This is a genomic window from Microcoleus sp. PH2017_12_PCY_D_A (genome assembly GCF_020738565.1).
In the GTDB taxonomy this organism is placed as follows: Bacteria; Cyanobacteriota; Cyanobacteriia; order Cyanobacteriales; family Microcoleaceae; genus Microcoleus.
Genome location: NZ_JAEQCI010000037.1, coordinates 36,888 through 62,386 on the forward strand (window position 1 = coordinate 36,888; position 25,499 = coordinate 62,386).

Here is a 25,499-nt window from a genome sequence, read left to right on the forward strand (position 1 = left end):
GATTGTGTAAAGTGCCTGAGTTTTTGCCTATAGTATTCCTTAACGGGTTTACCTTGTTTGCTGGACTAATTGTCGCCATTGGTGCTCAAAACGCCTACGTTTTGCGTCAAGGTCTCAAACGCGAACATGTTTTCGCGACTGCAAGCATCTGCTTCCTATGTGACGCCACTCTAATTATCATCGGTACTATAGGGTTCGGTACACTAAGCTCGAATATTCCAGAACTAACTAATATAGCTCTATGGGCTGGCGTTGTGTTTCTTTTATTTTATGGCTTATATTCATTTAAATCTGCTTTTGCTCCAGCAGCGATAGATATAAATGAACTGGATATTCAACCAACAAGTCTTTGGAGCAATGTTCTGACGACGCTGGCACTCAGCCTCCTAAACCCACACGTCTATCTTGACACTGTGGTACTGGTTGGTGGTTTGGCAGCTCAATACACAGTGAGTGAACGCATTTTTTTCGCACTTGGTGCAATTCTTGCTTCCTTTATCTGGTTTTTTGCACTTGCATATGGCGCTGTTTGGCTAACGCCATTTTTCCAACGTCCATCTGCGTGGCGAATTCTTGACATTATTATTGGCTGCATTATGTGGTTTATAGCTGTATTACTAATTTTTCCTACGATTAACTTTAATCAATTTTTGGCGTAGCAGCCTTGTATCTTGTGTGGATTTGGTAATTCCCAAATATCTAATTTTACCTGTTCTTGTTCTACTAATATTTAAATTCCCACCTTCCGCTTTCTGCCTGACGAAATCAGGAAAAAGTATGGTGAGTTTATCGCCGATTACCTCAAGGTAACTGTGCCTGAAATGGAACTTCCCCCGCGCGAGCTTAAAGTTTTCTAGTATTGCCCCCATCCGTCGGGATCTCGGGATGAGATACCCCGCCGGATACATGACGGAAGATATCAGCGAAACCTCCAGCTAATAGAAGGCTTTATGCTGTAAAGGAGTTGCCGTCGTCAGGTCGAAACTAACTGAAATACCCGTTTGTTTAGGCGGCACTCGATTTTTAGCGATCGTCGATAAATTAGTCACTAACGTCCGAAAACTTTGAAGGGGAAACTTCTCCAAAGTACGCTTTGTTGAAGCTTTCCGTTTCGCCGGAGTGGCAGACAAAACCTGGACAACCACCGAACCAGACTCCCAAGGCTCTAACCACTCGTCATCCTCGAACAACAACGGTGCTAATGGCGATCGCATATCCCATCTAAGTTTGCTTCCATTTCCATCTTCTGGCTGTTTCGTTGGTAGCTGAAGTGGTTGTCGCTAATCTTGAGATAAAAATGCTTTGCTACCTGGTAACGATTGATGACTTTTCCCACTCTCACACGAATTTTTTCGGTAGATTTAGGAGAGCGTGCTAGTAGAAGTATCTGTGGATAATTCGCGTGCGGTGGCTCGCTTTGGAGGCGGGTAGAGAATTATCGCGACGATCGATCGTCGCGGTGACTCGCATCTCGTTGACGACTTGAGCGATCGCCAATCAGTGATTCAAGTCCTAAATTTTTGATTGTTCGTAACAAGGACTAAAGTCCTTAACTCCTAGAAATTCCCACTCCAAGGTAGGGAGGTTAAATCGTAAAAATTAACTTGACGCAGCCGCTCTAATTCCTCTATCCATTCTTGTTCGGCGCACAGTTGTTGGTAATATTCTACAGCAGCATCGGTTTTTTTCCACATATCGAGGGCAATCCTGCGCCGTTTGATGCTGATGATTTGCTCGATACAGGCGATCGCAGATCGAATAACTAATGGCGCGCGATAAACATTTTTTTCTGAAAACTCGTTTAAGTGAAATAAATGCGATATTTGATTGAGTTGAGTTGGATATTCAATAAAGCTATCCTGCAATTTTAATATTAACTCAGAAGGCGCTAGTTGTAAAGACATTTTGTGCAGTATTTCTGCATTCAAAATCAGGTGCCACAAAAATCTGTGGTGAGAAAGGCTAAACTGCACGTCTCTAGCTTCTATGGCTTCTCTGACTTCTTGGCGGTATTCGGGACAGTGCAAGTAAATCTGCAATAATTGCGCTTCAGCTTCTTCTAACAGACTGCGGGCTGCTACTGAAAAACCTGTTTTTGAATTTTTGCTGTCGCTACTTCCACGCTGCTTTTTATATTGTTTGCTCGGCCTCAGTTTGTTTCTAATTAACAGAGGCATTGTCAAAGCTTCGTCTTGATTCAGCCGCTGTCCCCAATCGCTGACTACTTGATTGAGCAAGTTTTCGGCGATCATTTTTGTGAGGCGAAAATCTCCTTTGCTGAGAATTTCGGCGCACTTTTGCAGATAATGCGATAACTGATTGTCGTCACTAATATTGGTTAATAAGTTAATGATTTTTTTGGTAATTTGCTGGGAAGTATCCGCTTGCTTCAAATCTTGATTGACGAGCATTTGTTGGATTTGCCAGTCTAGCCACAATGGGGAATTGTCGAGCAATTCTCGATATTGTTCTGGGGAGTAGGTTTTGAGGTATTCGTCGGCATCTTTGCCGTCGGGAATGTTCAGTACCCGCAGTTGTACTTCTCCTTGATAGGCGAGTTTTTCTATTTCTCCAATGGCGCGCTCTGCTGCTTTGGTGCCTGCTTTGTCGGCGTCGAAGTTGAGGATAATTTGTTTGGAGTCAGTGTACCGCAGTAGCTGCCGCACTTGGTTTAAACTCAGGGCTGTGCCGAGGGATGCTACGGCGTTGGAGATGCCGGCTGCTTGAAGTGCGATCGCGTCAAAGTACCCCTCTACGACGATCGCGCGATCGGCTTTGCTAATGGCTGTTTTGGCTGTATCTAAGCCATATAAAGTCTTGCCTTTGTCGAATAGTTCTGTTTCGGGAGAATTGAGATATTTAGGTTGTTCGTCGCCGAGAGCTCGCCCGCCGAAACCGATGACTCTGCCTTGGGTATCGCGAATGGGAATCATGATGCGGTTGCGGAAGCGATCGTAATAGCCACTTCCTCCTGATTTGCGCGGTACAATTAATCCTGCTTGTTCTACTAATTGGGCCGGATAGTTTTTTTGTTCTACTAAATAACTGTAAAGTGCTTCCCAACCTTGGGGTGCATAACCTATTTGAAATTGTTGGATTGTTTCTTCACTGAGTTGGCGTTCGGATTTAAGATATGCTAAGGGTTCTTCTCCTTGAGATTGCCGCAAAGCGTGTTCGTAAAACTTGGCTGTTAGTGCTGAGATTTCATAGAGTTGTTCGCGCAGTGAAATTTGGCGCTGCAATTCTTGTCGGTGTTCTGGTTCGACTGTTTTGATGGGGACTTGATAATTTTTAGCTAGTTCTAATACTACTTCGCTGAAGGAGCGCTTTTCTAATTCCATCAGGAATTTAAAGGCATTTCCGCCTGCACCGCAGCCGAAACAATAGTACATTTGTTTAGCTTGGTTGACGGTGAAGCTGGGAGATTTTTCGTCGTGAAACGGACACAATCCGACGTATTCTTTGCCGCGTTTTTTTAAGATTACTCTACCGGAAATTACGTCTACTATGTCGGCTCTTTGTTTGACTTCTTCGATGGTTTCTGGGTGCAGCCGGGGTACTTGCATAGGGCTATTTTAGGTGATTTTAAATTATGTTTATTTTGAGCGATCGCACAATTTGAGTTTTCCTGGACGTAGAAACCGGGTGTTTTACGAAAATACTTCAATTAAGCCCAGATTTTCTGTTTAAAAACCCGGTTTCTTTGGGCTTAAGTAGTTTTGGCACACGAAAACTTAAGAAACCGGGTTTTTGTACCGGGGCTGATAGCTGTCACCGTGTTTTTTCGTGAAAAACCCGGTTTCTGCCTAGGGCATAACTTTATTGTAAAATATTTAGACTAACTGTAAGGAGCATCGGCAATAATGCGAATTTTAATGATGGGCGGTACTCGGTTTATCGGGGTTTATCTTACTAAGATTTTAGCAGCACAAGGGCATGAGGTGGTGTTGTTTAACCGGGGCAACAAGCCGGTACCGGTTTCGGGGGTGAAACAGATTTTGGGCGATCGCACGAAGGTCGAACAATTGCAAGAACAGTTATCTGCGGTTGAGTTTGACGCGGTTTTTGACAACAACGGTCGGGAACTGAGCGATACAAAGCCCTTAGCTGAGATATTTAAGGGGCGGGTGCAGCACTTTGTTTATATGAGTTCTGCGGGGGTTTATTTGAAATCCGACCAAATGCCTCATATCGAAGGAGACGCTACGGATCCCAAAAGCCGACATTTGGGTAAGTGCGACACGGAAAATTATTTAGCTGAGTCCGGTTTACCTTGGACTTCGATCCGCCCGACTTACATCTACGGCCCTCAAAATTATAACGATTTGGAGGCTTGGTTTTTCGATCGCATTGCGCGCGATCGCCCGATTCCGATTCCGGGTAACGGTATGCACTTCACGCAGTTGGGGCACTGTCAGGATTTGGCGGGGGCGATGGCTGCGGTTTTGGGGAATGAAAGGGCGATCGGGCAAATTTACAACGTTTCGGGCGATCGATTTGTCACCTTTGACGGTTTAGCGCGCGCCTGCATTCAAGCGGCAGGCAAATCGCCCGATGCTATCAAGATTGTACACTACGATCCGAAACAATTTGACTTTGGCAAAAAGAAAGCTTTCCCCATGAGATTGCAGCACTTTTTCGCCTCAGTTAATAAAGCTGTCACCGAACTTAACTGGAAACCAGAATTTGACTTGGTTTCGGGATTGAAAGATTCATTTCAGAATGATTATCTAGTTTCCGGAAGAGACAAAGCTGAAATAGATTTTTCCGTTGACGATGAGATTTTGAAAGCCGTTTAAAGTAAAATTAGATTGAGGTACTTGCGACTTCAGAAACCCGGTTTCTTTGTAGATTTATCGTTATTGTTGGCAAAACTCGTAGAAACCGGGTTTCTAGCCGATGCGTCTAAACCATGTTAAATCAAAGTAAGGTGCGCAGTGCGCACCCTACGCATCTGAACTTTCACAGCAAAGATAATTCGCCGACGATTTTACCGCTTGTCGGTAGAATCTACTGGTATTTTCACAGGCTTTCTGCTGTAAAGCCGATCGCAAATTAGTTAAACTAAATCAGATACAAAACCTCTCCCCCAGCCCCTGTTTTACTCCGAAAGGGGAGAAAAACTCGGAAATATCAGGTAAATTTCATGCTTGGAATAACACTCGGCACGCGCTACAATATTATCCGTCACTTGGGAGGCGGCGGATTTGCTCAAACTTATTTAGCTGAAGACAAGCAGCTACCAGGCAATCACCTCTGCGTCGTCAAGCAGCTTAAACCTCAAGCAACCGATCCCGAAACTTTACGAATAGCAAGACGTTTATTTGATACAGAAGCACAAGTTTTATATAAGCTGGGAAATCACGATCGCATTCCGCAACTTTTTGCTTACTTTGAAGAAAATCAAGAGTTTTATCTCGTTCAAGAATTTATCGAAGGCCACGATTTAAGTCAAGAAATCACACCCCCCCAAACCCCCCCTTACCAAGGGGGGGCTGGACTTGGCTCCCCCCCTTACCAAGGGGGGGCTGGACTTGGCTCCCCCCCTTACCAAGGGGGGGCTGGGGGGGGTTCTTCTAGAAATGCCGGAGGTATGAAAGAAGATGAAGTTGTTGCTATTTTGCAGGAACTTCTGGAAATTTTAGATTTTGTACACCAGCAAAATGTGATTCACCGCGATGTCAATCCGCGCAATATCCTGCGCCGCGATCGAGATGGTAAATTAGTGTTAATTGACTTCGGTGCAGTCAAGGAAATTACTACTCAAATTACCAATCCTCAGCCCAAGAATAGCTTGAGTGTGAGCATCGGAACTCCCGGTTATATGCCCAGCGAACAATCTCACGGCAATCCGAAACTCAGCAGCGATATTTATGCCGCAGGTGCGATCGCAATTCAGTTCCTCACAGGCATCAATCCCCACCAAATGCCCAAAAATCCCGATACAGAGGAAATTATTTGGCAGGATAAAGCATCGGTGAGTCCTGAATTTGCGAAGATTTTAGATCGGATGGTAAAGTACGATTTTCGGCAGCGTTATTCGAGTGCCGGCGAAACATTGCAAGCTATTAAGGAATTGAGAAATTCTTTCAGCGGTACTGTTCCGGTATTACCTCGGGTTGCTGCTGCTGCGAAACAGCCGCACAAACCGCGCCGAAAACTGTATTTGAAAATCGGGGCGATCGCCAGTTTTATTGGCATCACTATTCTAGCATCAATTTATGGTGTTAATACTTTTAATTCTGCCAATGCAACTGAATTGCACAACCGAGGAATTACTCTTTACAATTTAAGCAAGTTTGAAGAAGCTCTAGCAGCTTACGATCGAGCAATAACTCTGAGGCCAGATTATGCGGAAGTTTGGCAGGAAAAAGCTAAAACTTTATATGAATTGAAAAAATATAAGGAGTCACAGTCGGCGTATGATAAAGCAATAGAATTAAAGCCGGAATATTTGGAGGCTTGGACGGGGCGCGGTTATGCTTTGGATAAGTTGCAGCAGTCCAAGGAGGCGATCGCATCTTTTGACAACGCTTTGAAAATCCAGCCGGATTATCCCGCAGCCTGGGAAGGTAGAGGCGATGCTTTGTTAGACTCGCAGCGCTACGAAGAGGCGATCGCATCCTACGAAAAAGCCGTACACTTTCAGCCTAATTTATATCAGGCGTGGTACAATCGGGGACAAGCTCACCAAAATTTGAAACAGTACGATCGCGCCGTAGAATCCTATCAAAAAGCAGTTGAAATTAAATTTGATAATTCTGATGCTTGGTACAATTTAGGCAATGTTTTCCTAGAATTGAACAAAAACCAAGAAGCTTTTGAAGCTTACGAAAAAGCCGTCCGGTTTCAGCCTAATTTTTATCAAGCTTGGTACAGTAAAGGAATCGCTTTGCTGAAAATGCGCCGACATGAAGAAGCGGTAGAAGCTTACGAAAAAGCTGTTAAATTAAAACCGGATTATCATCAAGCCTGGTACAATTTAGGTTGGTCTTACCACGAGTTGCGGAAGTACGAAGCAGCTATTGAGTGTTACAGCAAAGCCTTAGATTTAAATCCCAAAGAATCTCAAGGCTGGTACAATAGAGGCAATGCTCAGTACAATTTGAAACGATACGAAGATGCGATCGCCTCTTACAATGAAGCCGTTTATGTCAAGCCGGACTATTCGGAAGCCTGGTACAGCCGCGGTAATGCCCTTGTAGCGGTGAAAAGATTCGGAGATGCGATCGCCTCCTACGACAAAGCAATACGCTACAAACCGGATTACGGAGCCGCTGTGGAGGCAAAAAAGCGCGCAGAAAGTCAGTTAGGAAACAATTCGGAACAGCCTAAACAACAATAACAGGACTTATATCATGTCAATGCCACTACGCAGTAGTATTAATACCATTTTTTTAAAATCGTGCAACACTCTTCGACCCCCCCTAGCCCCCCCGCTGTATTGCGGGGGAAGAATACTGTTGCATTCTTTTTTTAAATTGGTGCAAATCTTTCATGCGACGGGATTCAATCTTCTACAAACTATTCGGGCAATCACCAACTTTGCTGTTCGATCTACTGGCTACAACTCCAGCAAATGCTGCCAATTATCGCTTTGACTCGGTGGCAGTCAAAGAACCTAAATTTGAAATTGACGGCGTATTTTTGCCACCAGAATCTGAAGGTGCAGGCATCGTCTATTTTTGTGAAGTTCAGTTTCAAAAAGATGAACAACTTTACGAAAGGTTGTTTGGCGAATCGTTTTTATATTTTTACCGCAATCGCAGTCGTTATAGCGATTGGCAAGCTGTGGTGATTTATCCCTCTCGCAGCATTGAACAAAGCGATGTTTATCCTTATCGAGCTCTGCTCAACAGCAATCAAGTGCATCGGGTGTGCTTAGATGAGTTGGGGGATATTCGCGCCTTGCCTTTAGGAATTGCGCTGATGGTGTTGACGACTGTCGAGGAGACTCAAGCACCAGCAGAAGCAAGGTATTTGCTGAGCCGAGTGGAGCAAGAAGTTGCACCAGAAGCCAATCGTGACATAATAGAACTACTGACAACTATTATGGCATACAAATTTACACAGTTGAGTCGAGCGGAGGTGGAATCGATGTTGGGAATTACACTAGAGGAAACGAGATTCTATCAAGAAGCTAAGGCGGAAGGATTGCAGCAAGGATTGCAGCAAGGATTGCAGCAAGGACGACAAGCAGAAGCCTGTGCGCTGATTGTCCGACTATTGACTCGTCGGTTACAGCAGGAAATGTCTGAGGAAATGCGATCGCGCCTTGCTAATCTCCCCTTGCCGATACTCGAAGATTTGAGTGAGGCGCTGTTGGATTTTGTTACTGGGGCGGATTTGCAGGCTTGGCTGGATCTCCAGCAGTCGGAAAGATAAGAATTTTGCGAACTTGTCCGTGCGATCGCAACATTTGAATCGAGATCCACATCCAAATCAAGCAGTTATCGAAGGCATCTTGCAAAATTTTAAATACGACGATCGCTCATTTCTATTTAACGGGCGATCGTCACTTTTGTCACGCTATATATTGTGCTTGCGTAAGTCCTGTTTTAGCGAACAGCAGGACTAATTACCGTAACACGGCGGCTATCTACCAACATCGGCCAAAAACCGCGATCGCTCAATGCTTTTACCGCCGCAGTAGCAGCGTTTTGATCCGTTGTATAAGCAACGAATAAAAAGGGACGTTGGCCGTAGGAAGCTAAGCCTACTTGCGTACCCAATGCTTGCTTGACTTGGCCGGCTAATTCCGGTTGATTGAAGTAATCTACTAACACGGCGTAACCGGGGCCGAGGGCTTGGGGATTGAACCCACTATTCCCAGTCTGGGGATTGGCGATTGGTTCTGAACCTGGTGCTGGCTGGGGATTGTAGACTGGCAGATTTTGGGGAAGTGCTGCTGCGGGCGATCGAAGTACGTAAGCTGGCAATCCGACAACATCTTTGATATATTTCACCCAATCGATCGCAATTTGCGAGTTGCGAAAGCCACCAACTCGCGTCACCGTATCGTTAATGTACCGACAAACTATATTGTCAGTATTGCCCGGGAAAGAGCGCTTTGCTTTTTCTTGCTCTTCGGGTGTTCTGGTGACAATTAACAGTAAATATTCGTCGGAATTCGGCGGTTCGCAGCTCGACTGAGCCTTAACAGAACTCGCTAAAATTGTCAAGGTCAAAAGGGCGATCGAGGTAGCAGAAAATAGGGGAATAGAAACAATAAAATTGTACAATTTACCCCGAAATTTTCCCAGCTTCGCTGTGGATTTGTGGGCTAGTTGATTCATGCTGTCTGTAGGGACGCGAGGGCATCGGGAATAGTTGCTGACGGTGCTTGAAATTCACCTGTCAGCACATATTCTAATCGCAGTTTCAACCAGGTGATGAAAACTGGATCTGTGGAAACAATAGCGGCGGCTGGTTGAGGGCATTTTGCTTTTACTTCTTTCATTGCCGGTGCTTCTAGGAAAGCTGGTTGTTTTACCAACCAGAAGTCTATTTGTTTTTCTTGTTCGTGGTAGTTGCGAGTTCTTTCTTTAAACACTTCATCTAGAGCTTCTTCTTCTAGCAAAAAGCGTTGGCTGGCTAAAACGTAGTAGTAGGTTTGCATTTTTGTCGGTTGTTAGGGGTTGGTGATTGGCGGTTAATGTCGCCTGTATTGGCGAGTTTTGCAGTTCAAGCCTCGGTTTGCCGAGTTGCGGCAGTTCGAGAACCTTGAACTATTGTGCCGTTTACTTTACCTTATTTGTTGTCATTTTGGGTAGGTGCAGCGCAAGTTATGTCTGCAAAATGATTGGTTTGAGGGGAGTTGGGGGAGTTGGGGGATTATTTTTCGGGCGGTTGATTTTTGTGGAAAATTTAAGTAACAATAGTAAATTAGATGCAGTTGCACGTTGAATAATTGCCAGTTATTAAGGCAATCTTGGGCTGTCATACCGGATTGGGAGTGGTTTGCATATGGACAGTATTGCGATCGGTATTGCTTGGTGTGTCGCTTGGGGCGATCGGCGGGAACCTGATTTTGATCTAAGCGTGTTGCAGGAAATGCGACGGGCGTTGACTTCTCGGGGGGGAAGTGCCGACAGTGGTGTCATCGTTTCATCATTGGGCAAGACGAATAAGTTAGCTTTCATTGCAGGGGAGGGCGATCGCACATCCCGCCAGAGTAGCACCCAAAATATTTAGTTCACTTACATCTGTATCTAGTAAAGTTTAGCAACACAATATGAGTACATCCGAAATAGATTATAAAGTTAATCATTTGTTTTTGCTCGTGGGTGAGAACCCCTTACCAAACTATGTAGCTGCTATGAAGCTACTAAAAACGGGCGGCACAGCATATCTTGTTTATACTAATCAAACAAATCCACCAAAAGAGCAATTAAAAAATGCACTGAAGAATCAAGGCTTTAAGAGCCAACCAGTTGCTTTAGACAAAGAGAACACAGCCAGCAATAAATCTAATGCTCATCAAATTTACACAAAAATCAAAGAAAATGCTCAAAAAATACCTACTAATGAACTTATTGGTCTGCACTACACAGGTGGCACAAACCCAATGGCAATTCATGCCTATCGAGCCATAGCTGATTTACAAAGAACTGATACAGTCTATAGCTATCTTGATGCCAAAACGCTAGAGATATTTATAGATCATCCCAATTCGGATTCTACTCACAGAGCAGTTCAGCTTGAAGTCCCTCTAGAAGTCTTGTTTAAACTCCACAAGTATGAGTGGCAAGAAGGCAAAAAACCTCTCTCTGAGCCAGTTTCACCAGATGCAGCCGCAGAATTTGTCAGACTTTACCAAAATGAGGAAATAGCAAAAACCTGGAGAACCTGGTCTAATACTCATCGTTACAACAACTTTGGAGAGCTTAAAAAAGCAAAAGATTTAGAAACAGATCAGTGGAAATCTGAAGACGAGCTTTCTGATTTATCTTTGAGTTTAACAGGCGTACACTCAGAAATTATCGAAGTCCTACGACAGAAATTAGATGCTTCGGCAAGCCAACTTTCATTGAGAATGACCAAGACAAGCAAAGGATTTGATAATTGTCAACAAGTTTGTGCGTGGCTAGGAGGTATTTGGTTAGAACATTATGTGCTTCAACAAGTTAAGGATTTGACACCAGACTTACAGCTTGGTGAAAGCAAGATGTCATTTTTTATGAAAAAAAGTCAAACTAGGGAAGGAGGAGTATTTGAGTTTGATGTTGCCTTTATGCGAAGTTACCAATTGTTTGCTATTTCCTGTACAACCAGTAAAGATCCTAAAGAATGTAAACTGAAACTATTTGAGGCATACACAAGAGCAAAACAACTTGGTGGTGATGAAGCTAGAGTTGCTCTAGTCTGCTGTTGTGATAATGACCCTAAGAAGCCACAAAGCTTGGACAGATATCTCAAAAGTCAGCTTGAAGGCTCTGTAAGCAATCCTAAAATAGCTGTATTTATCCGAAAAGATTTACCAAATTTAAAAGATAAAATTGCAGATTGGGTTGAAACAAATAAGGGTAAAGCATGAGAAAAATAACTGTCACTGTAGTGGATACAACTGGAATTCAAGACTATGTTTTCGGTAGTAATCGACTGGGCGAAAATATTGGAGCATCCTATTTAGTGTCCCAGGCTACTAAGGAATGGGCTGAAGAAGCTTTACAGGATTTAGCAAGAGAACTTAACCAAAAAGTTCATATTCCCAAAGGCAATTCATTACAGGAAATCCACATCGGCAATGAGGGTGTAGCTGCTGAGATGGTTTATGCAGGAGGTGGCAATACAGTCTTACTGTTTGCAAAATTTGAATATGCTAAATGCTTCACCAAAATTTTGACAAAACGAGTTTTGCAAGATGCACCAGGTTTAAATATTGTCGTTGCTCATAACACAGAATTTGAATTTGGGAAGGGAGATTTTAAAAAGACGTTAAATCAGCTTTTGGAAAAGCAATTAGCTAAAAAGAAACGAGAGCGAATTGCTTCTGCACCTCTATTAGGTTTAGGAGTAACAGCAGCTTGCCAGTCTACTCAACTTCCCGCAGTCAATACCAGTGAGAAATATATTGATGCTGATGAAGAAGATAGTTATCTAATTTCCCGAGAAAGCGAAGCGAAGCTCAAAGCAGTTCCCAAGGCAAATCAAAGACTAATAGAAAAATTTGCCGGGACTTTTGAGCCAGCAATTTATGATTTTCCCCGTCGAACTGATAATTTAGGTCGTTCGGAAAATTATTCTAGTTATGTTGCTATCGTTCATGCAGATGGCAATGGCATGGGAAATCGTTTTCAAAAGTGTGGTGAGGGGAAATCTGATCGAGACGCCATTATTGAGATGCGTAAACTTTCTCGCAGTGTTGATGATGCTGGAATCGCTGCACTAAGACAAGTTGTCGAGATAGTTCATGATTCAATTGATAATGGAGAAGTTGTAGGTAAAATCGGACAGTTTGCTTTGAAAAAGTCTCAGGATGGTAAATACTTTTTGCCGTTCCGCCCTTTGGTTTATGGCGGTGACGATCTCATCTTTATTTGCGAGGGAAGATTAGGACTGGAGTTGGCAGCAATTTATCTCAGAGAGTTTGAAAAACAGGAAGCTGCCGATAATAAACCATTAACTGCTCGTGCTGGAATTTGTATAGTTAAAACACATTATCCATTTGCTAGAGCCTACCAACTGGTTGAAGAGTTATACGGAACAGCCAAAAAGTTTATCCGAGAAGAAAGAGAGCGATTGGATGAATCTGATAACTACTATTGTTCCACTCTTGATTGGCATTTTGCAGCTAGTGGTTTAATTGGTTCTCTTGGAGAAATTCGTCAACGAGAATATGATGTTTTATCTGGAAATAATATTATGATGCGACCCATACGGCTAAAAGAGAATGACAGCGATGATGACCAATGGCGAACTTGGGCTAATTTTAGCAGCGTAGTCGAACACTTTAATGGCTGCTTCGATGATTTAGAAGGTAACGATTCTTGGAAAGACCGTCGAAATAAAATAATTGCCTTGCGCGAAGCTCTCCGTCAAGGATCTGACAAGACTAAACAGTTTATGACAGCATACGGTATCAAAAAACTACCACCTTTTCCGCAAGTAAATGACTTGCAAGAAACAGGTTGGTTTGACAAACGTTGTGGTCATTTTGATGCCATCGAAGCAATCGATTTTTATATGGGATTGAAGGGGGATAACAATGAGCATCTATGAACTGCAATTACACATTAAACTTTTGAGCGACACAACTTTTGGGCGGGGTGATGGTGTTGCTGGTTTAGTTGACCAAGAAGTAGAGTATGACTCCTATGGGTTTCCTTATCTGCGAGGACGCACTTTAAAAGGCTTGTTGAGTGAGGAGTGCGATAACTTGATTATCTTGCTAAAAGAGGAGGTGTTCAGACATTGGAAGGATGTCAGGAATAAATTATTTGGTGTTTCTGGTAGCGTGATAGACACAATTTCTATCATGCACGTTGGCGATGCTTGTTTGCCAGATAAATTACGGGAAGCAGTGGGACTTCAAATAGAGAAAGAGCGAGAACAAGATAAGCCAGCTTTAACGCCAACAGATATATTGCATTCTCTGACAACAATTCGTCGCCAAACAGCAATTAATCCTAGCAATGGTACAGCAGATAGCGGTAGTTTGCGATCGGCTCGTGTTGTGATGCGCGATCGCCCCAATAGCCAACCCCGCTTTACAGCTTTCCTATTTTTTGATGAAGAACCAACACCACATATGAAAGCTCTTTTGGCAGTTGGTATTTTAGCACTTCGGCACATTGGTAGTGGACGTAACCGAGGGCGAGGTCATGTGAAATGTAGTTTATGCGATGCCAGTGGGCAAGATATTACTCAAGATTTTGTCTCTCACTTCGGAACAATTGAGGAGGTCAATACATGAAAGTAATCACATTTATTTTAGAGACGCAACAGCCAATTTTAGCAACTTCATTTCAGGGAGACCCAAATAGTGATGTGTCTTTTTCCTATATTCCTGGGAGTATGATTCGAGGTGCTTTGATTGGTCGTTACCTCAAGCGTCACCCAGAATTAGGAAAAGATATCTTATCAGATGTGGCTATCAATCAAAAGGTGAAACGCTTATTTTTTGATGAATGTACCCGTTACTTAAACGCCTATCTATTCTGTAGCAACAAAAAAAAACGTACCTTACCTCTGCCTCTGTCTTGGTATAGAAAGAAAGATGAAGAGTTACTTCTAAGCCAAGAACCAGCTTTAGATGTTTACGATTTGAGTCAATATGAGCCAGAACAGGTGCCACTGAAAAGCTTAAGTGAAAGATTTTGTACTGTTAACGAAAGGCAAGTTGTTTTATACAGAGACAAGCGACGGATTAATATTCACACCGCACGCGATCGCACTAAAGGACGTTCATCGCCTACAAAACGCCATCCAGTTACTAATCAAGTTATTCAAGAGGGAGAAGGTGCAATCTTCCGTTATGAAGCTTTGGACGTTAAACAAACTTTTCAAGGCGTTATTTTGTGTGAAGATGATGATGCAGATACAATTGAGAATTTACTAAAACCAACAGATATATGGTTAGGAGGTTCTCGAAGTGCAGGTTACGGACATACAAAAATTAAAATTCTTAGTCCACATCAACCTCAAGAACTTGATGAGTGGAATGAAATAGATATCAAACCTGAACATCGACTCAATCGTCAAAGGCTAAAAATTACCCTTCTTAGTGACACAATCATCCGCGATTGCTGTGGGCAATTTTCAGCCGCTCCTTGTTTAGTTCAACAAGCAATTGAAGATAAGTTACAAATCCAGTTACCTGCTGCAAGTAATGTCTTTATCAGTAGCACTGTTGTTGGTGGATTTAATCAAACATGGGGGTTGCCTTTACCTCAAATACAAGCTTTATCAGCAGGCAGTGTTTTTGTTTTTGACGCGCAACTAACAAGAGAACAAATTCAGACTTTGGAAACGGAAGGAATTGGCGATCGCTGCATTGAAGGTTTTGGCAGAATTGCGGTTAATTGGTTAGGAGAATATCGAGAATTTTCAGCGAGACCACCTGAGAAAATCAAAGCCAGTGAAACTCAGTTAGACGAGAAGTATCATGACTTAGCCGGACAGATGGCTGAAAATATTTTACGCCAAAAGCTAGAGCAGTTTCTTGTAGATCGAGTCAGCGATATTAAGATACAAGGCAAAATCACCAATAGCCAACTTTCTCGCCTAGAAATTGTCGCTCGCAAAGGATTGACAAATCATCCCAGCTTTCTGCCAATTATAGAGTTATTGAGTAGCTTGACTTCAAATGCTAACGAACAGTATAGAAATACCAAAGTTTCTGGCAATAAATCTCTAGAACAACAGCTTAAAGATTGGTTGATAAAACCAATTGGAAATACTGACTCATGGCTGAAAAATCCCCAAGACTTAGAGGTGAATATTGGTGGAATTACTAGAAAAATTGAACCGGATTCTGATTTATTTAGAGAATATACCCTGCGTTTAATTATGGCAGTTGCTAAAAAAGCAAAAAAGGAGAGTAATAAATGACTGAGGATATATCTGCAAGACAAAATGAATTGACACGGAAACAGCGTTATATTATTAAACGCATTGTTGTCCGTGGGACTTTAATCTTAGATACGCCGACTTGCTTGGGAAGTGGCGATGCTGATAGTCCAACCGATTTACCATTACTCAGGGATAGTGTCAGTGACCATGCTCTTTTAACAGGTTCATCCATTGCAGGTGCATTGCGGAACTATTTACGAGAACACGAACACGGATATGGCGTAGAGGAACAAAATGGCGATCGGGCTACTCGCTTATTTGGTGGTACTCGTCGCGATCCTGATGGCGAACAAAGTCCATTAATTATCAATAATGCTATCAGCAGCACTATTCCCACTGTTGAATTAAGAGATGGTGTAGAAATTGAAGCCATAACTGGCACGGCAAAACCACGTCATAAATACGACTTGGAACTGTTAGCGGCAGGAACAAAATTTCCGCTCTACTTTGAACTGCTTCTTGAAAAAACCAAAAATCAGACAGAACAGCAAGCGTTAATTAATGATTTAGCATTGGCTTTACGAGGTTTAGAGCAGCATGAAATCGGGATTGGCATGAAAAAGCTGCGCGGTTTTGGTCGCTGTCATGTCGAAGAGTGGCAGGTTTGGAGTTTTAATTTGGAAGATGCGGGCGATCGCACTTCCTGGTTAAATTTTGAACATTGGCGCACAGGTTTATTACCCGATCGCACAACTTATCCGTCAATTGCTACAGCGCTGGGAGTATCATTAGAGAATGAGAGCGATAAGCGCGATCGCTTCCTCATCCACGCCGAATTCAAATTAGTGGGTTCTCTCCTCATCCGTTCCGGTCAAGATTCAACTGGACGCGCTCCCGATGTCGTACATTTGAAATCTCATCGTAATGATGAGCTAAAACCAGTCTTATCAGGTACAAGTTTAGCAGGAGTCTTGCGCCATCGCGGTGAACGAATTGTGAATACTCTGGAAAAACCCATAACAATTATAGATGAAATGTTTGGGACAGACTTCAGCAAAGACAAGACAAAACAAGCTAAGGCAAGTCGTTTAGTCGTTCACGAGAAAGTCATTGAAAAGGCGACTGACTTAGTACAAAATAGAATTGCGATCGATCGCTTTACAGGAGGTGCATATCACGGTGCATTATTTGATGAGCAACCTATCTTTGGTGGCGATGAAACTCGTGTCTGTGTTGAACTAGAGCTGCGGAATCCAGAAGAGTATGAAATAGGATTGCTGTTACTCTTGCTGAAAGATTTGTGGACAAGTGATTTACCTGTGGGAGGTGAAAGCAGTATTGGACGCGGGCGTTTAACAGGAATTAAGGCAGACTTAATACATTATCATCCACAAAATCCACAACAATGGGAAATTTCCGAGCAAAATGGAACATTGCACGTTACTGATAAAGCTGACAAAAGCAAAAGCCAAGAGTCAGTAAGAGATGAACTTGGGGGATTTGTGAAAGCACTGTTAAACTATTTAGGAAAGGAGGTAAAGGCATGAGTGAAGCGAGCGCTACTTCATCTAAAATTCTTGAATTTGTCAATGATGATGACTTACGCAGTTGGGTAGAGGAGCAAGCAAAGTCTCGTGAATTACCTTATCTCTTAGCTCATGCTGATGATGGAGTAATTTGGGGACGGCTTGAAAATGCAAAGTTAACAACGGCTGCAAAAATATTTCACACGCCCGAATTTAAAGTTGATTTCCCTCACTTGCGGTTATTAACCCTGCAACAATGTCGTATCTTTGGTCACAATGGTGAACTGTTGCTTTGGCAAATTAGCGATAAAAAGTTTAAATGGCGTTTCATCGGCAATCCCAATGAAGAAAAAATATCAGAAAGTCAGATTCTTTGGGGAACTCATGGTATCAAGAAAGGTAATTTTACGCTGCTGTGGGATGGCTCTCAGGGACTCAAACACGCTGTACCATTTACGGATATCGAGTTGAAGGGCGATCGCTTGGTTAATCCAGTCCGTTTACTTGTGCATCATTACATTAAATATGAGGAAGAAACGGGTTTAGCTCGTATCTATCGTAGTCGTCTTGTCGATCTAACTACTAAACAGGAGATTAAATAATGAATCCCAAACATTTAGAGAATGTACCAGACAATCGCCGTGCTGTTGCACCTTACAACTTTGTCGAACTCCCTGAAAAAATAGTTCCAGCCGAGCCAATACCCACACATAACTGTTACCACGATGACCGTCACACTGGTAAAATTAAGTGTACCTTGACTACTTCATCACCGTTGTACATTCGCTGTGGAATGTCCCCGACTGACTTTGCTAAGTTTGGTGGTAAATCAGATGAAGATTTAACTGATGAGCAAAAAAAGGAAAAGCGTGAAATTCTTGCTCCTTTTTTCGAGAACCCTGCTAATCAATATCCAACTATTCCAGGTAGCAGTCTGCGCGGTATGTTCCGAACCATAATAGAAATTGTCAGCTACAGCAAAATTGACAAAGTTTCTGATCTACAGTTAATTTATCGCGCTTTTGCTGACACTACATCTTTAGGTAAATTTTACCGCGATCGCTTACTCCAAGAAGAGGGAGAACGTCAGTATTCATTTCTAATGCAAGCTGGTTATATGGTTCCAACTCAACAAGGTTCGGGCTGGGCAATTAAACCAGCAAAGAATCTCGTTGAAGGAGCATCTTTTGCCAAAATAGAGAGCTCACAAATTAAGAATAATTTAGTAAAATCACGTTGGTATGACATCAAACACGCTAGCAAGGTAACTGTTCATGTTGAGGCAATGACTTGGCACTCTCACAGAGGAGGATTTATCGAACTGTACTATGCTAAAGCCGTGCCTACATTTGGACATCATTCTAAATGTCAGGGAGTCTTGGTAGAAACAGGTGGAATGCCAGGAAAGAAAAAAATGGAATGTGTAATTGGTTTACCTGATGATGAAGCAACATTAATTCCAATTCCAGATTATCCAGACTCAATGCTTCAGGATTATAAAGAGCAGCTAACAAAAGAGCAGAAAAAGCTACTCTGTAAAGATGGTGTTCTAAAACATATGCACCCTGTATTCTATTTAATGGAGGAAGGCAAGCTTGTATTTTTTGGACACACAATGATGTTTCGTTTACCTTATAAGGACTCTATTCAAAACTTTATTCCCGAAGCTAACTATCAGTTTATTCCAGATTATCCGTACAATTCTCCAACTCTCGATCTAACAGAGGCTATCTTTGGGTTTGTTAGGGATACCAAACAAAAAGAAAACCAGACACAAGCAGGACGAGTATTTGTCAGTGATGCCAAGTGTAAACAATCTTCTGCTGAGGACATCTGGCTCAAAGGTGATATTACAAAGCCAATGACATCCAAGATATTAGCTAGTCCAAAACCTACCACTTTTCAGCACTATTTGGTGCAAGATAGTGCTGTTGAAAGTGAACTAATGCACTATGCAAGTCAGCCCAATAACGAAACAGTAATTCGAGGCCACAAGCTTTATTGGCATAAGGGAAGTGTTGAGGAAAGTCAGATTGAAGAGAGTAACACTAAGAAGATTGAAGAGGCACGCTCTCAGTACACAGATATAAAACCTATCACAAAAAATGTATCTTTTGACTTCACCATCTGCTTTGAAAATTTAAGCGCTGTTGAATTAGGTGCTTTGTTATGGGTACTATATCTTGCTGCATCTCCAATTTATCGCTTATCACTAGGCATGGGTAAACCTTTGGGAATGGGGGCAGTCGAGATTAGCTCTCAACTTTCATTAACTAACCGTGAAAAGAGATATTGTCATCTATTCCAAGATATAGGTTGGGCAACAGGTGAAAAAAATCACGTTGATATTAATGAAGTAAAACAAGATTGCTTACAAAAGTTTGAAGATTACATTCTCCATCATACTGACCCAAAACTTAAACGTTTACATGATGTGCCACGAATTAAAAGTCTGTTAGGAATGTTACAGTGGCCTGGTGTTGCAGAAAATTCAAGCCGATACATGGAAATTGAGCGGAAGCAACAACCTTGTATTGGTGAGCTAGGTATTGGTGAGCTAGGAAAAAATGGTAAGGCAAATGAATATAAAAAGCGCCCTGTTTTGCCAACCTCATCGCAAGTGATAAAAGATAACCAGAAACGGAATTATCCAGGCTCTCCACCACCATCATCTGGGGGTGGTAGCAATCGAGCAGCTTGGCAACGACCAAAGTGACTAAAACTATGGCAATTAAAAATTCTTGTTCTCAGCAAAGATGGAACTGTTAAAAGTGTAAAATGGGTGGACTCATTCACTTTCCCGCCCCCGCCACACCCAGCCCACCAAAAACGATCGCCCCGCACATCCATAAGGCTAGACTAATCTAGAGTTTTACCACAAAAATTTCTCCCGATTAATGAACATCGCCTACCTAGTCAACCAATACCCCAAAGTCAGCCACAGCTTCGTCCGCAGAGAACTCCTAGCAGTCGAAACCTGCGGCCTCAAAGTCGGGCGTTACTCCATCAGATCCTGCGAATCCGAACTCGTAGACGGCGCAGACAAACAAGAACAAGAATTGACCAAAGTCATCCTAGGAGTTGGCGTACAGGGCCTAGCGTCGGGCTTGCTCCGCACTCTCGCAACTAGACCAATTCGATTCCTCGAAGCTTTGCGGTTAATGTTCAAAGTCGGCTTACACTCAGAACGCGGGATTTTGCTGCATTTAGCTTATTTCGCAGAAGCTTGCATTCTTTTAAACTGGTTCGCAGAATCCGGTACAGCACACGTTCACGCTCACTTCGGCACAAATTCCACAACTGTTGCAATGTTATGTCGCGTCCTTGGCGGCCCGACTTACAGTTTCACCGTTCACGGCCCCGAAGAATTTGATAAAGCTACACTTCTTTCCTTAGATGAAAAAATTAAACGATCGACCTTTGTCGCAGCAGTCAGTTCCTTCGGCAAAAGTCAGCTATTTCGGTGGTGCGATCGCGCTTATTGGTCAAAAATCAACGTCATACACTGCGGCGTCGATGCAGCATTTTTAGCCGCACCCCACGTCCCCATACCCGCAGCACCCCGCTTAGCCTGCATCGGGAGACTCAGCGAACAAAAAGGCCATTTATTACTGCTAGAAGCGGCCAGCAAGCTAGCTGTTCAAGGCTTGGAGTTTAAATTGGTATTTGTTGGAGACGGGCCGCTGCGAGCTGAAATTGAACAGCAGATTGCACAACTCAATCTGCAAAACTATATAGAAATTACCGGCTGGGCTAGCGGCGATCGAGTTCAGAAAGAAATTTTAGCTTCCCGCGCCATGGTATTGCCGAGTTTTGCCGAAGGTTTACCCGTCGTAATTATGGAAGCCCTCGCCCTCAATCGGCCTGTAATTAGCACCTATGTTGCTGGCATTCCAGAGTTAGTAGAACCCGGTGTTTGCGGTTGGTTAGTTCCTCCCGGTTCCGTAGAAGCATTAGCTGTTGCTATGCGATCGGCATTGGAAGCACCTTTAGAAAAGCTAGAAGAAATGGGGAAAATAGGAGCCGAAAGAGTTGCTCAGCAACATAATGTTGATATAGAGGCAAAGAAATTAGTGGCGCTATTTCAGGGAGCTATTGAACAATCATCGTAAACATAGTTTGTAGTAAGGACTTTAGTCCTTAAAAAAGTTTGTAGTAAGGACTTTAGTCCTTAAAAAGTTTGTAGTAAGGACTTTAGTCCTTATTGACTAAAATTCAGACAGAGGACTGAAGTCCTTACTACAAACAGAGGACTGAAGTCCTTACTACAAACAGAGGACTGAAGTCCTTACTACAAACAGAGGACTGAAGTCCTCACTACAAACAGAGGACTGAAGTCCTTACTACAAACAGAGGACTGAAGTCCTTACTACAAACAGAGGACTGAAGTCCTTACTACAAACTTTTTAAGGAATTGGAACAGATTTCAACAACTTATCAACAATCGTCTTCGCCTTCCTTCCCCCCGCCGGAATCAACCGGTGAGAAAGTACGTGCGGCGCCAAATCCTTCACATCATCCGGGGTAGCAAAATCCCGCCCCGAAATAAACGCCAAAGCCTGCGAAGCCCGGTGCAAAGCCACCGCACCCCGGGGACTCACCCCGAGGGTAATCTCTTCATCCTCGCGGGTCGATCGCACCAAATCCACAATATACTGCTTCAAAGAGCCTTCCACCTTCACAGCAGCGCACAAACGGCGCAATTCCTGCACTTCTTCCAAAGAAATACAAGGCTGCAAATCTTCCACTGCAAAAGTATCAGACAGCCTTTCCAACATTTGCAACTCTTCCGACGCCGCCGGATAGCCCAACGTCAAAGACAAGGTAAACCGATCCATCTGCGCCTCCGGTAGCGGAAAAGTGCCTTGATATTCGATCGGGTTTTGAGTAGCAATCACAAAAAACGGCGTTGGAACATTCCGAGAAACGCCGTCTACCGTCACCTGCTTTTCTTCCATCACTTCCAGCAAAGCAGACTGAGTTCGCGGCGTCGCCCGATTGATTTCATCGGCCAGCAAAACATTCGCAAAAACTGGGCCCGGCAAAAACTCAAAGTTGCCGCTGCTGGGATTCCAAATATTAGTACCCGTGATATCCGTTGGTAACAAATCGGGAGTACACTGAATGCGCTGAAACTTCCCGTCGATCGATCGCGCCAAAGACTTCGCTAACAGCGTTTTTCCCACACCCGGCACGTCTTCTAGCAGCGCGTGCCCGCCCGAAAGCACGGCTACGAGCACCAAGCGAATAGCATCGGCTTTGCCGACAATTGTCTTGCCTAGATTTTGTTTTAGCCGCTCAATATTTTCTCTCATATCCCTGATTTTTAAGTAGAAGTCATTAGTCATTAGTCATTAGTCATTAGTCATCAGTCATCAGTCATTAGTCATTAGTCATCAGTCATTAGTCATTAGTCATCAGTCATTAGTCATCAGTCATTAGTCATCAGTCATTAGTCATTAGTCATCAATTAGTCATCAGTCATTAGTCATCAGTCATTAGTCATTAGTCATCAGTCATTAGTCATTAGTCATTAGGAAGAAGAAATACACAGCCAGCTTTTGAGCGTTCCGCATTTTACGTTAATTACGTTGATTTACTTTGCTAATTGCTGGTTGTTAATTGCTGGTTCTTTGATTCCTAGTTCCTCTCAGCTAGGACTTCGTTTGTGTAGTATTGATATCAATCGTCCCAGTAAAATTGTACATAATGAATTGACAATTTGGACGGGCTAGAAGCCCATCCCACATTTTTTTGTTGTGGGATGGGCTTTGAGCAGCGTCCAAAAATTTGATTAACAAATATTTTGGCAATATATCTATTAACCATTAGCAGCTAACACCTTTCTAGCAACATCACAATCTACCTCAATTTGATTTTTGAGAGCATCTAGAGAAGCGAATTTTTGTTCGGGTCGCAAAAATTCTATCAAACTTGCGCTCAAAATTTGACCGTACAAATCCCCAGACCAATCTAACAGGTGAACTTCTACGGTGAGTTGCAGACCGTTTACCGTCGGGCGGCGGCCAACATTCATCACTCCATTTATGAATGATAAATTTGACGATCGATCGCGAATTAGAGATTGGGGATTTTCCCACTTATAGGAAGAACTTTCATCTTTTTTGATGATTGGGCCTCCATCCTTCACCGAGACTCGCACCGCGTACACGCCAAAACACGGCAAAAATTTTTCTGGTGGCAGTTCGATATTAGCAGTCGGAAATCCGATCGTCCTGCCAAGCCGCTGTCCGCCCACCACAGGCCCCACTAAACTGTAAGGCCGCCCCAGCAATTTATTCGCTCTTGTGAGGTCGCCGGATGCTAAACCTTCGCGGATGGCGGAACTGCTGATCCGATCGCCCTCATCGCCATTGTGCAGGGGTACCAGAGCAACATCAATACCGTAACCCGAGGCGATCGACTGCAAATCCACAGCCGTCCCAGCGCGTCCCCGTCCGAACCGAAAATCAACCCCCACGCTAATTCGACTCGCTTGCAGTTGCCGCACCAGAATTTCTTCGACAAACTCAGCAGCCGTTAAAGCCGCCAGTTCTCGATCGAACGGCAGCAGCACAAGTTGCTCGACACCCATTGCTGCGAGCAATTCTACCTTTTCTGCCAGAGGTGTCAGCAGTTTTTTGGGTTGACCTGTAAAAAATTCTTGCGGGTGCGGATCGAATGTCACCACAGTACCGTAAAGCCGATCGCCCGCAGCAGAATTACGACCAGAGAGGCTGTTGCCCTCGGCCTTTATTTGGACTATCGAACCATCAAAATTCAGGCGGTTTTGGGAGCTCTCAAGCAGTGCTGCTGAGTCGTTGTCCCATGTCGCCGGATGTTCGCTTTCCCAATTTTCATCTGTGCCAGCCTGTGAGTGCCAGCTTTGATCCGTTTCAGAAACCGTCGCAGAACTTGACCCACGCGATCGATTTAAAATTGGCTGCACAACTTGTCGGTGCCCTAGGTGCAAACCATCAAAGTTTCCCAAGGCAACGGAAGTTGGAGTCAGAGCAGCGGTAGAAGAAGAAGTTATCCACACGCTTAAGATTTTGACACACTTAGCCAGATTGCGATCGCCAGTCGATTTTAGATTTTAGATTTTAGATTTGACTCCACAGCATTGATGGTGTGGGAGTTAGAACTTCGATCTAAACTTTTTTGTTCTCTACAACTTAAGCCGGGGCTTGTATCCGTCTTTGAGAGAGGTCAGCCCTAAATTAGATTTTAGATTTCAGACCTGAAGATTTCCCAACCATCTGGCAATCTCCCATCCCTCAGACAGACACTTTAGGCGCTTGGGCCGACGCTTCAGACACATCGTTTTTGTTATGAGGAGGCAGCAACTGTAACGACAAACCTTCCCGCGCCATCAAACTGTTCGGGAACCTTTGAGCCACTTGCTCTCCCACCTTGTCTAAAAACTCGTCATTGTGCAGCGGATCGTGGTGAAAAATCACCAACTTTTTGACATTAGCAGCCTTTGCCACCTTCACGGCTTCCTGCCAAGTCGAATGTCCCCAGCCAACCCTGCTAGACTTTTCCGAATAATACTCCTCATCCGTATAAGTAGCATCGTAGATCAGCACCTCAGCATCGCGAGCCAAACGCAGCACATTTTCGTCCAAACGATCGGGAAAATGTTCCGTATCAGTCACGTAAGCAGCCGCATACCCCCGCCAGTTGACGCGGTAGCCGATAGCTTCCCCGGGGTGGTTCAACAAAGCAGTTTCCACCTTAATCTCTCCGATTTCCATGGGTTCACCCACTTCTATATCGTTAAATTTCAGGTCTGCCCCCATAATTTGCAGGGGCACCGGAAAATTAGGGTGGAGCATCTGGTCGTTGAGTCGCTGCTGGATAGTAGCTTGATTAGGAGTAGGAGCAACGGCCCCATAGATGTGAAAACAATTGCCCTTAATAAAAGCTGGTACAAAAAATGGGAACCCTTGAATGTGATCCCAGTGAGTGTGAGTAAAAAACATATGAGCTTCTACGGGCATCTGCGACAGGAGAGTTTGTCCCAAAACCCGCAATCCAGTACCGCCATCGAAAATTAGGCGGCTGTCACCCACTCGCATTTCTATACAGGGCGTGTTGCCCCCGTAACGTACTGTTTCAGCTCCGGGAGACGCTATACTACCTCTAACGCCCCAGAAGTGAACCGTAAATTGGTTTTGCATACTAGACATGGGTTTTCCTGCAAGAAGATTGTTCCGGCGAGCCATCGATAAGGTGTTTACAACATATTATTGACATACTCACCGCCCTTTAAGGGCGGTAATTCTTGACGCTTCATCGACTGATGCTACCGAAATAGTCTTACTCTGTCTCAGCGCCCGTTTATAGTCGTGGCAATGCCCTATCCCGACTTTATTTATATTTCTCGCTGCGTTGAAATCTCTGTCTTGTTCGGTGCCGCAATTGAGGCACAGCACCGAACGAATAGAGAGGTCTAAT

21 protein-coding genes are annotated in these 25,499 nt (G+C 43.6%); 13 read left to right on the forward strand and 8 right to left on the reverse strand.

Annotated elements, in window-relative coordinates:
• Positions 1–11 precede the first annotated feature (11 nt).
• Positions 12–659 (forward strand): LysE/ArgO family amino acid transporter, encoded by a 648-nt coding sequence (locus JGK39_RS11455; protein ID WP_293296422.1) that lies wholly within the window; start codon positions 12–14, stop codon positions 657–659.
• 276 nt (positions 660–935) lie between these two features.
• Here JGK39_RS11455 and JGK39_RS11460 read toward each other — a convergent pair whose 3' ends face one another.
• Positions 936–1,214, reverse strand: a complete 279-nt coding sequence (locus tag JGK39_RS11460) for a hypothetical protein (RefSeq protein WP_293296424.1) — start codon at positions 1,212–1,214, stop codon at positions 936–938.
• 342 nt (positions 1,215–1,556) lie between these two features.
• The gene (gene dnaG, locus JGK39_RS11465) at positions 1,557–3,566 is read right to left on the reverse strand and encodes a DNA primase (protein ID WP_293296426.1); all 2,010 of its coding nucleotides are present in this window, start codon (positions 3,564–3,566) and stop codon (positions 1,557–1,559) included.
• 297 nt (positions 3,567–3,863) lie between these two features.
• On the opposite strand from dnaG, the gene JGK39_RS11470 reads away from it, so the two are divergent.
• From JGK39_RS11470 to JGK39_RS11480, 3 genes are all read left to right on the forward strand, one after another.
• Positions 3,864–4,799 carry an NAD-dependent epimerase/dehydratase family protein gene (locus JGK39_RS11470; protein WP_293255962.1) on the forward strand — a complete coding sequence of 312 codons (936 nt, stop codon included), beginning with the start codon at positions 3,864–3,866 and terminating at the stop codon, positions 4,797–4,799.
• Between the two features lie 347 nt (positions 4,800–5,146).
• Complete coding sequence (locus JGK39_RS11475; protein ID WP_293255965.1) at positions 5,147–7,345, forward strand: serine/threonine-protein kinase; 2,199 nt, start codon at positions 5,147–5,149, stop codon at positions 7,343–7,345.
• 152 nt (positions 7,346–7,497) lie between these two features.
• The gene (locus JGK39_RS11480; RefSeq protein WP_293255970.1) at positions 7,498–8,385 is read left to right on the forward strand and encodes an Rpn family recombination-promoting nuclease/putative transposase; all 888 of its coding nucleotides are present in this window, start codon (positions 7,498–7,500) and stop codon (positions 8,383–8,385) included.
• Between the two features lie 173 nt (positions 8,386–8,558).
• Here the strand turns inward: JGK39_RS11480 and JGK39_RS11485 are convergent, their stop codons facing one another.
• Complete coding sequence (locus JGK39_RS11485; RefSeq protein WP_293255974.1) at positions 8,559–9,296, reverse strand: hypothetical protein; 738 nt, start codon at positions 9,294–9,296, stop codon at positions 8,559–8,561.
• Positions 9,293–9,619: an MgPME-cyclase complex family protein gene (locus tag JGK39_RS11490; RefSeq protein WP_293255978.1), complete on the reverse strand. Its 327-nt coding sequence runs from the start codon at positions 9,617–9,619 to the stop codon at positions 9,293–9,295. Before JGK39_RS11490 ends, JGK39_RS11485 begins: the two co-directional genes overlap by 4 nt.
• Before the next feature lie 347 nt (positions 9,620–9,966).
• Between JGK39_RS11490 and JGK39_RS11495 the strand changes: the two genes are divergently transcribed.
• From JGK39_RS11495 to JGK39_RS11535, 9 genes are all read left to right on the forward strand, one after another.
• A complete protein-coding gene (locus JGK39_RS11495) occupies positions 9,967–10,194 on the forward strand; it encodes a hypothetical protein (protein WP_293255983.1) in 228 nt (75 codons plus the stop codon).
• 40 nt (positions 10,195–10,234) lie between these two features.
• A complete protein-coding gene (locus JGK39_RS11500) occupies positions 10,235–11,536 on the forward strand; it encodes a DUF1887 domain-containing protein (RefSeq protein WP_293255986.1) in 1,302 nt (433 codons plus the stop codon).
• Positions 11,533–13,221, forward strand: coding sequence for a hypothetical protein (locus tag JGK39_RS11505; RefSeq protein WP_293255989.1), 1,689 nt, complete (start codon positions 11,533–11,535; stop codon positions 13,219–13,221). The genes JGK39_RS11500 and JGK39_RS11505 overlap by 4 nt, the downstream gene beginning before the upstream one ends.
• Complete coding sequence (locus tag JGK39_RS11510; protein ID WP_293255992.1) at positions 13,208–13,915, forward strand: RAMP superfamily CRISPR-associated protein; 708 nt, start codon at positions 13,208–13,210, stop codon at positions 13,913–13,915. Before JGK39_RS11505 ends, JGK39_RS11510 begins: the two co-directional genes overlap by 14 nt.
• A complete protein-coding gene (locus tag JGK39_RS11515; protein WP_293255995.1) occupies positions 13,912–15,552 on the forward strand; it encodes an RAMP superfamily CRISPR-associated protein in 1,641 nt (546 codons plus the stop codon). The genes JGK39_RS11510 and JGK39_RS11515 overlap by 4 nt, the downstream gene beginning before the upstream one ends.
• The gene (locus JGK39_RS11520; RefSeq protein WP_293255998.1) at positions 15,549–17,060 is read left to right on the forward strand and encodes an RAMP superfamily CRISPR-associated protein; all 1,512 of its coding nucleotides are present in this window, start codon (positions 15,549–15,551) and stop codon (positions 17,058–17,060) included. Before JGK39_RS11515 ends, JGK39_RS11520 begins: the two co-directional genes overlap by 4 nt.
• Positions 17,057–17,641: a CRISPR-associated protein Csx19 gene (csx19, locus tag JGK39_RS11525; RefSeq protein WP_293256001.1), complete on the forward strand. Its 585-nt coding sequence runs from the start codon at positions 17,057–17,059 to the stop codon at positions 17,639–17,641. Before JGK39_RS11520 ends, csx19 begins: the two co-directional genes overlap by 4 nt.
• Entirely contained in the window at positions 17,641–19,755 is a 2,115-nt protein-coding gene (locus JGK39_RS11530; protein ID WP_293256004.1) for a TIGR03986 family CRISPR-associated RAMP protein, read from the forward strand. Before csx19 ends, JGK39_RS11530 begins: the two co-directional genes overlap by 1 nt.
• A 181-nt stretch (positions 19,756–19,936) precedes the next feature.
• A complete protein-coding gene (locus JGK39_RS11535) occupies positions 19,937–21,151 on the forward strand; it encodes a glycosyltransferase (protein ID WP_293256007.1) in 1,215 nt (404 codons plus the stop codon).
• A 294-nt stretch (positions 21,152–21,445) separates the two neighbouring features.
• On the opposite strand, the gene JGK39_RS11540 is transcribed toward JGK39_RS11535, so the two are convergent.
• The 4 genes from JGK39_RS11540 to JGK39_RS11555 form a co-directional block, all read right to left on the reverse strand.
• A complete protein-coding gene (locus tag JGK39_RS11540) occupies positions 21,446–22,354 on the reverse strand; it encodes a MoxR family ATPase (protein WP_293256010.1) in 909 nt (302 codons plus the stop codon).
• 506 nt (positions 22,355–22,860) lie between these two features.
• Positions 22,861–24,081, reverse strand: coding sequence for a bifunctional riboflavin kinase/FAD synthetase (locus JGK39_RS11545; protein WP_293261559.1), 1,221 nt, complete (start codon positions 24,079–24,081; stop codon positions 22,861–22,863).
• 235 nt (positions 24,082–24,316) lie between these two features.
• The gene (locus tag JGK39_RS11550; RefSeq protein WP_293261556.1) at positions 24,317–25,231 is read right to left on the reverse strand and encodes an MBL fold metallo-hydrolase; all 915 of its coding nucleotides are present in this window, start codon (positions 25,229–25,231) and stop codon (positions 24,317–24,319) included.
• A 69-nt stretch (positions 25,232–25,300) separates the two neighbouring features.
• Positions 25,301–25,499: zinc ribbon domain-containing protein (locus JGK39_RS11555; protein ID WP_293296428.1), on the reverse strand; the 199-nt coding region annotated here is incomplete at its 5' end.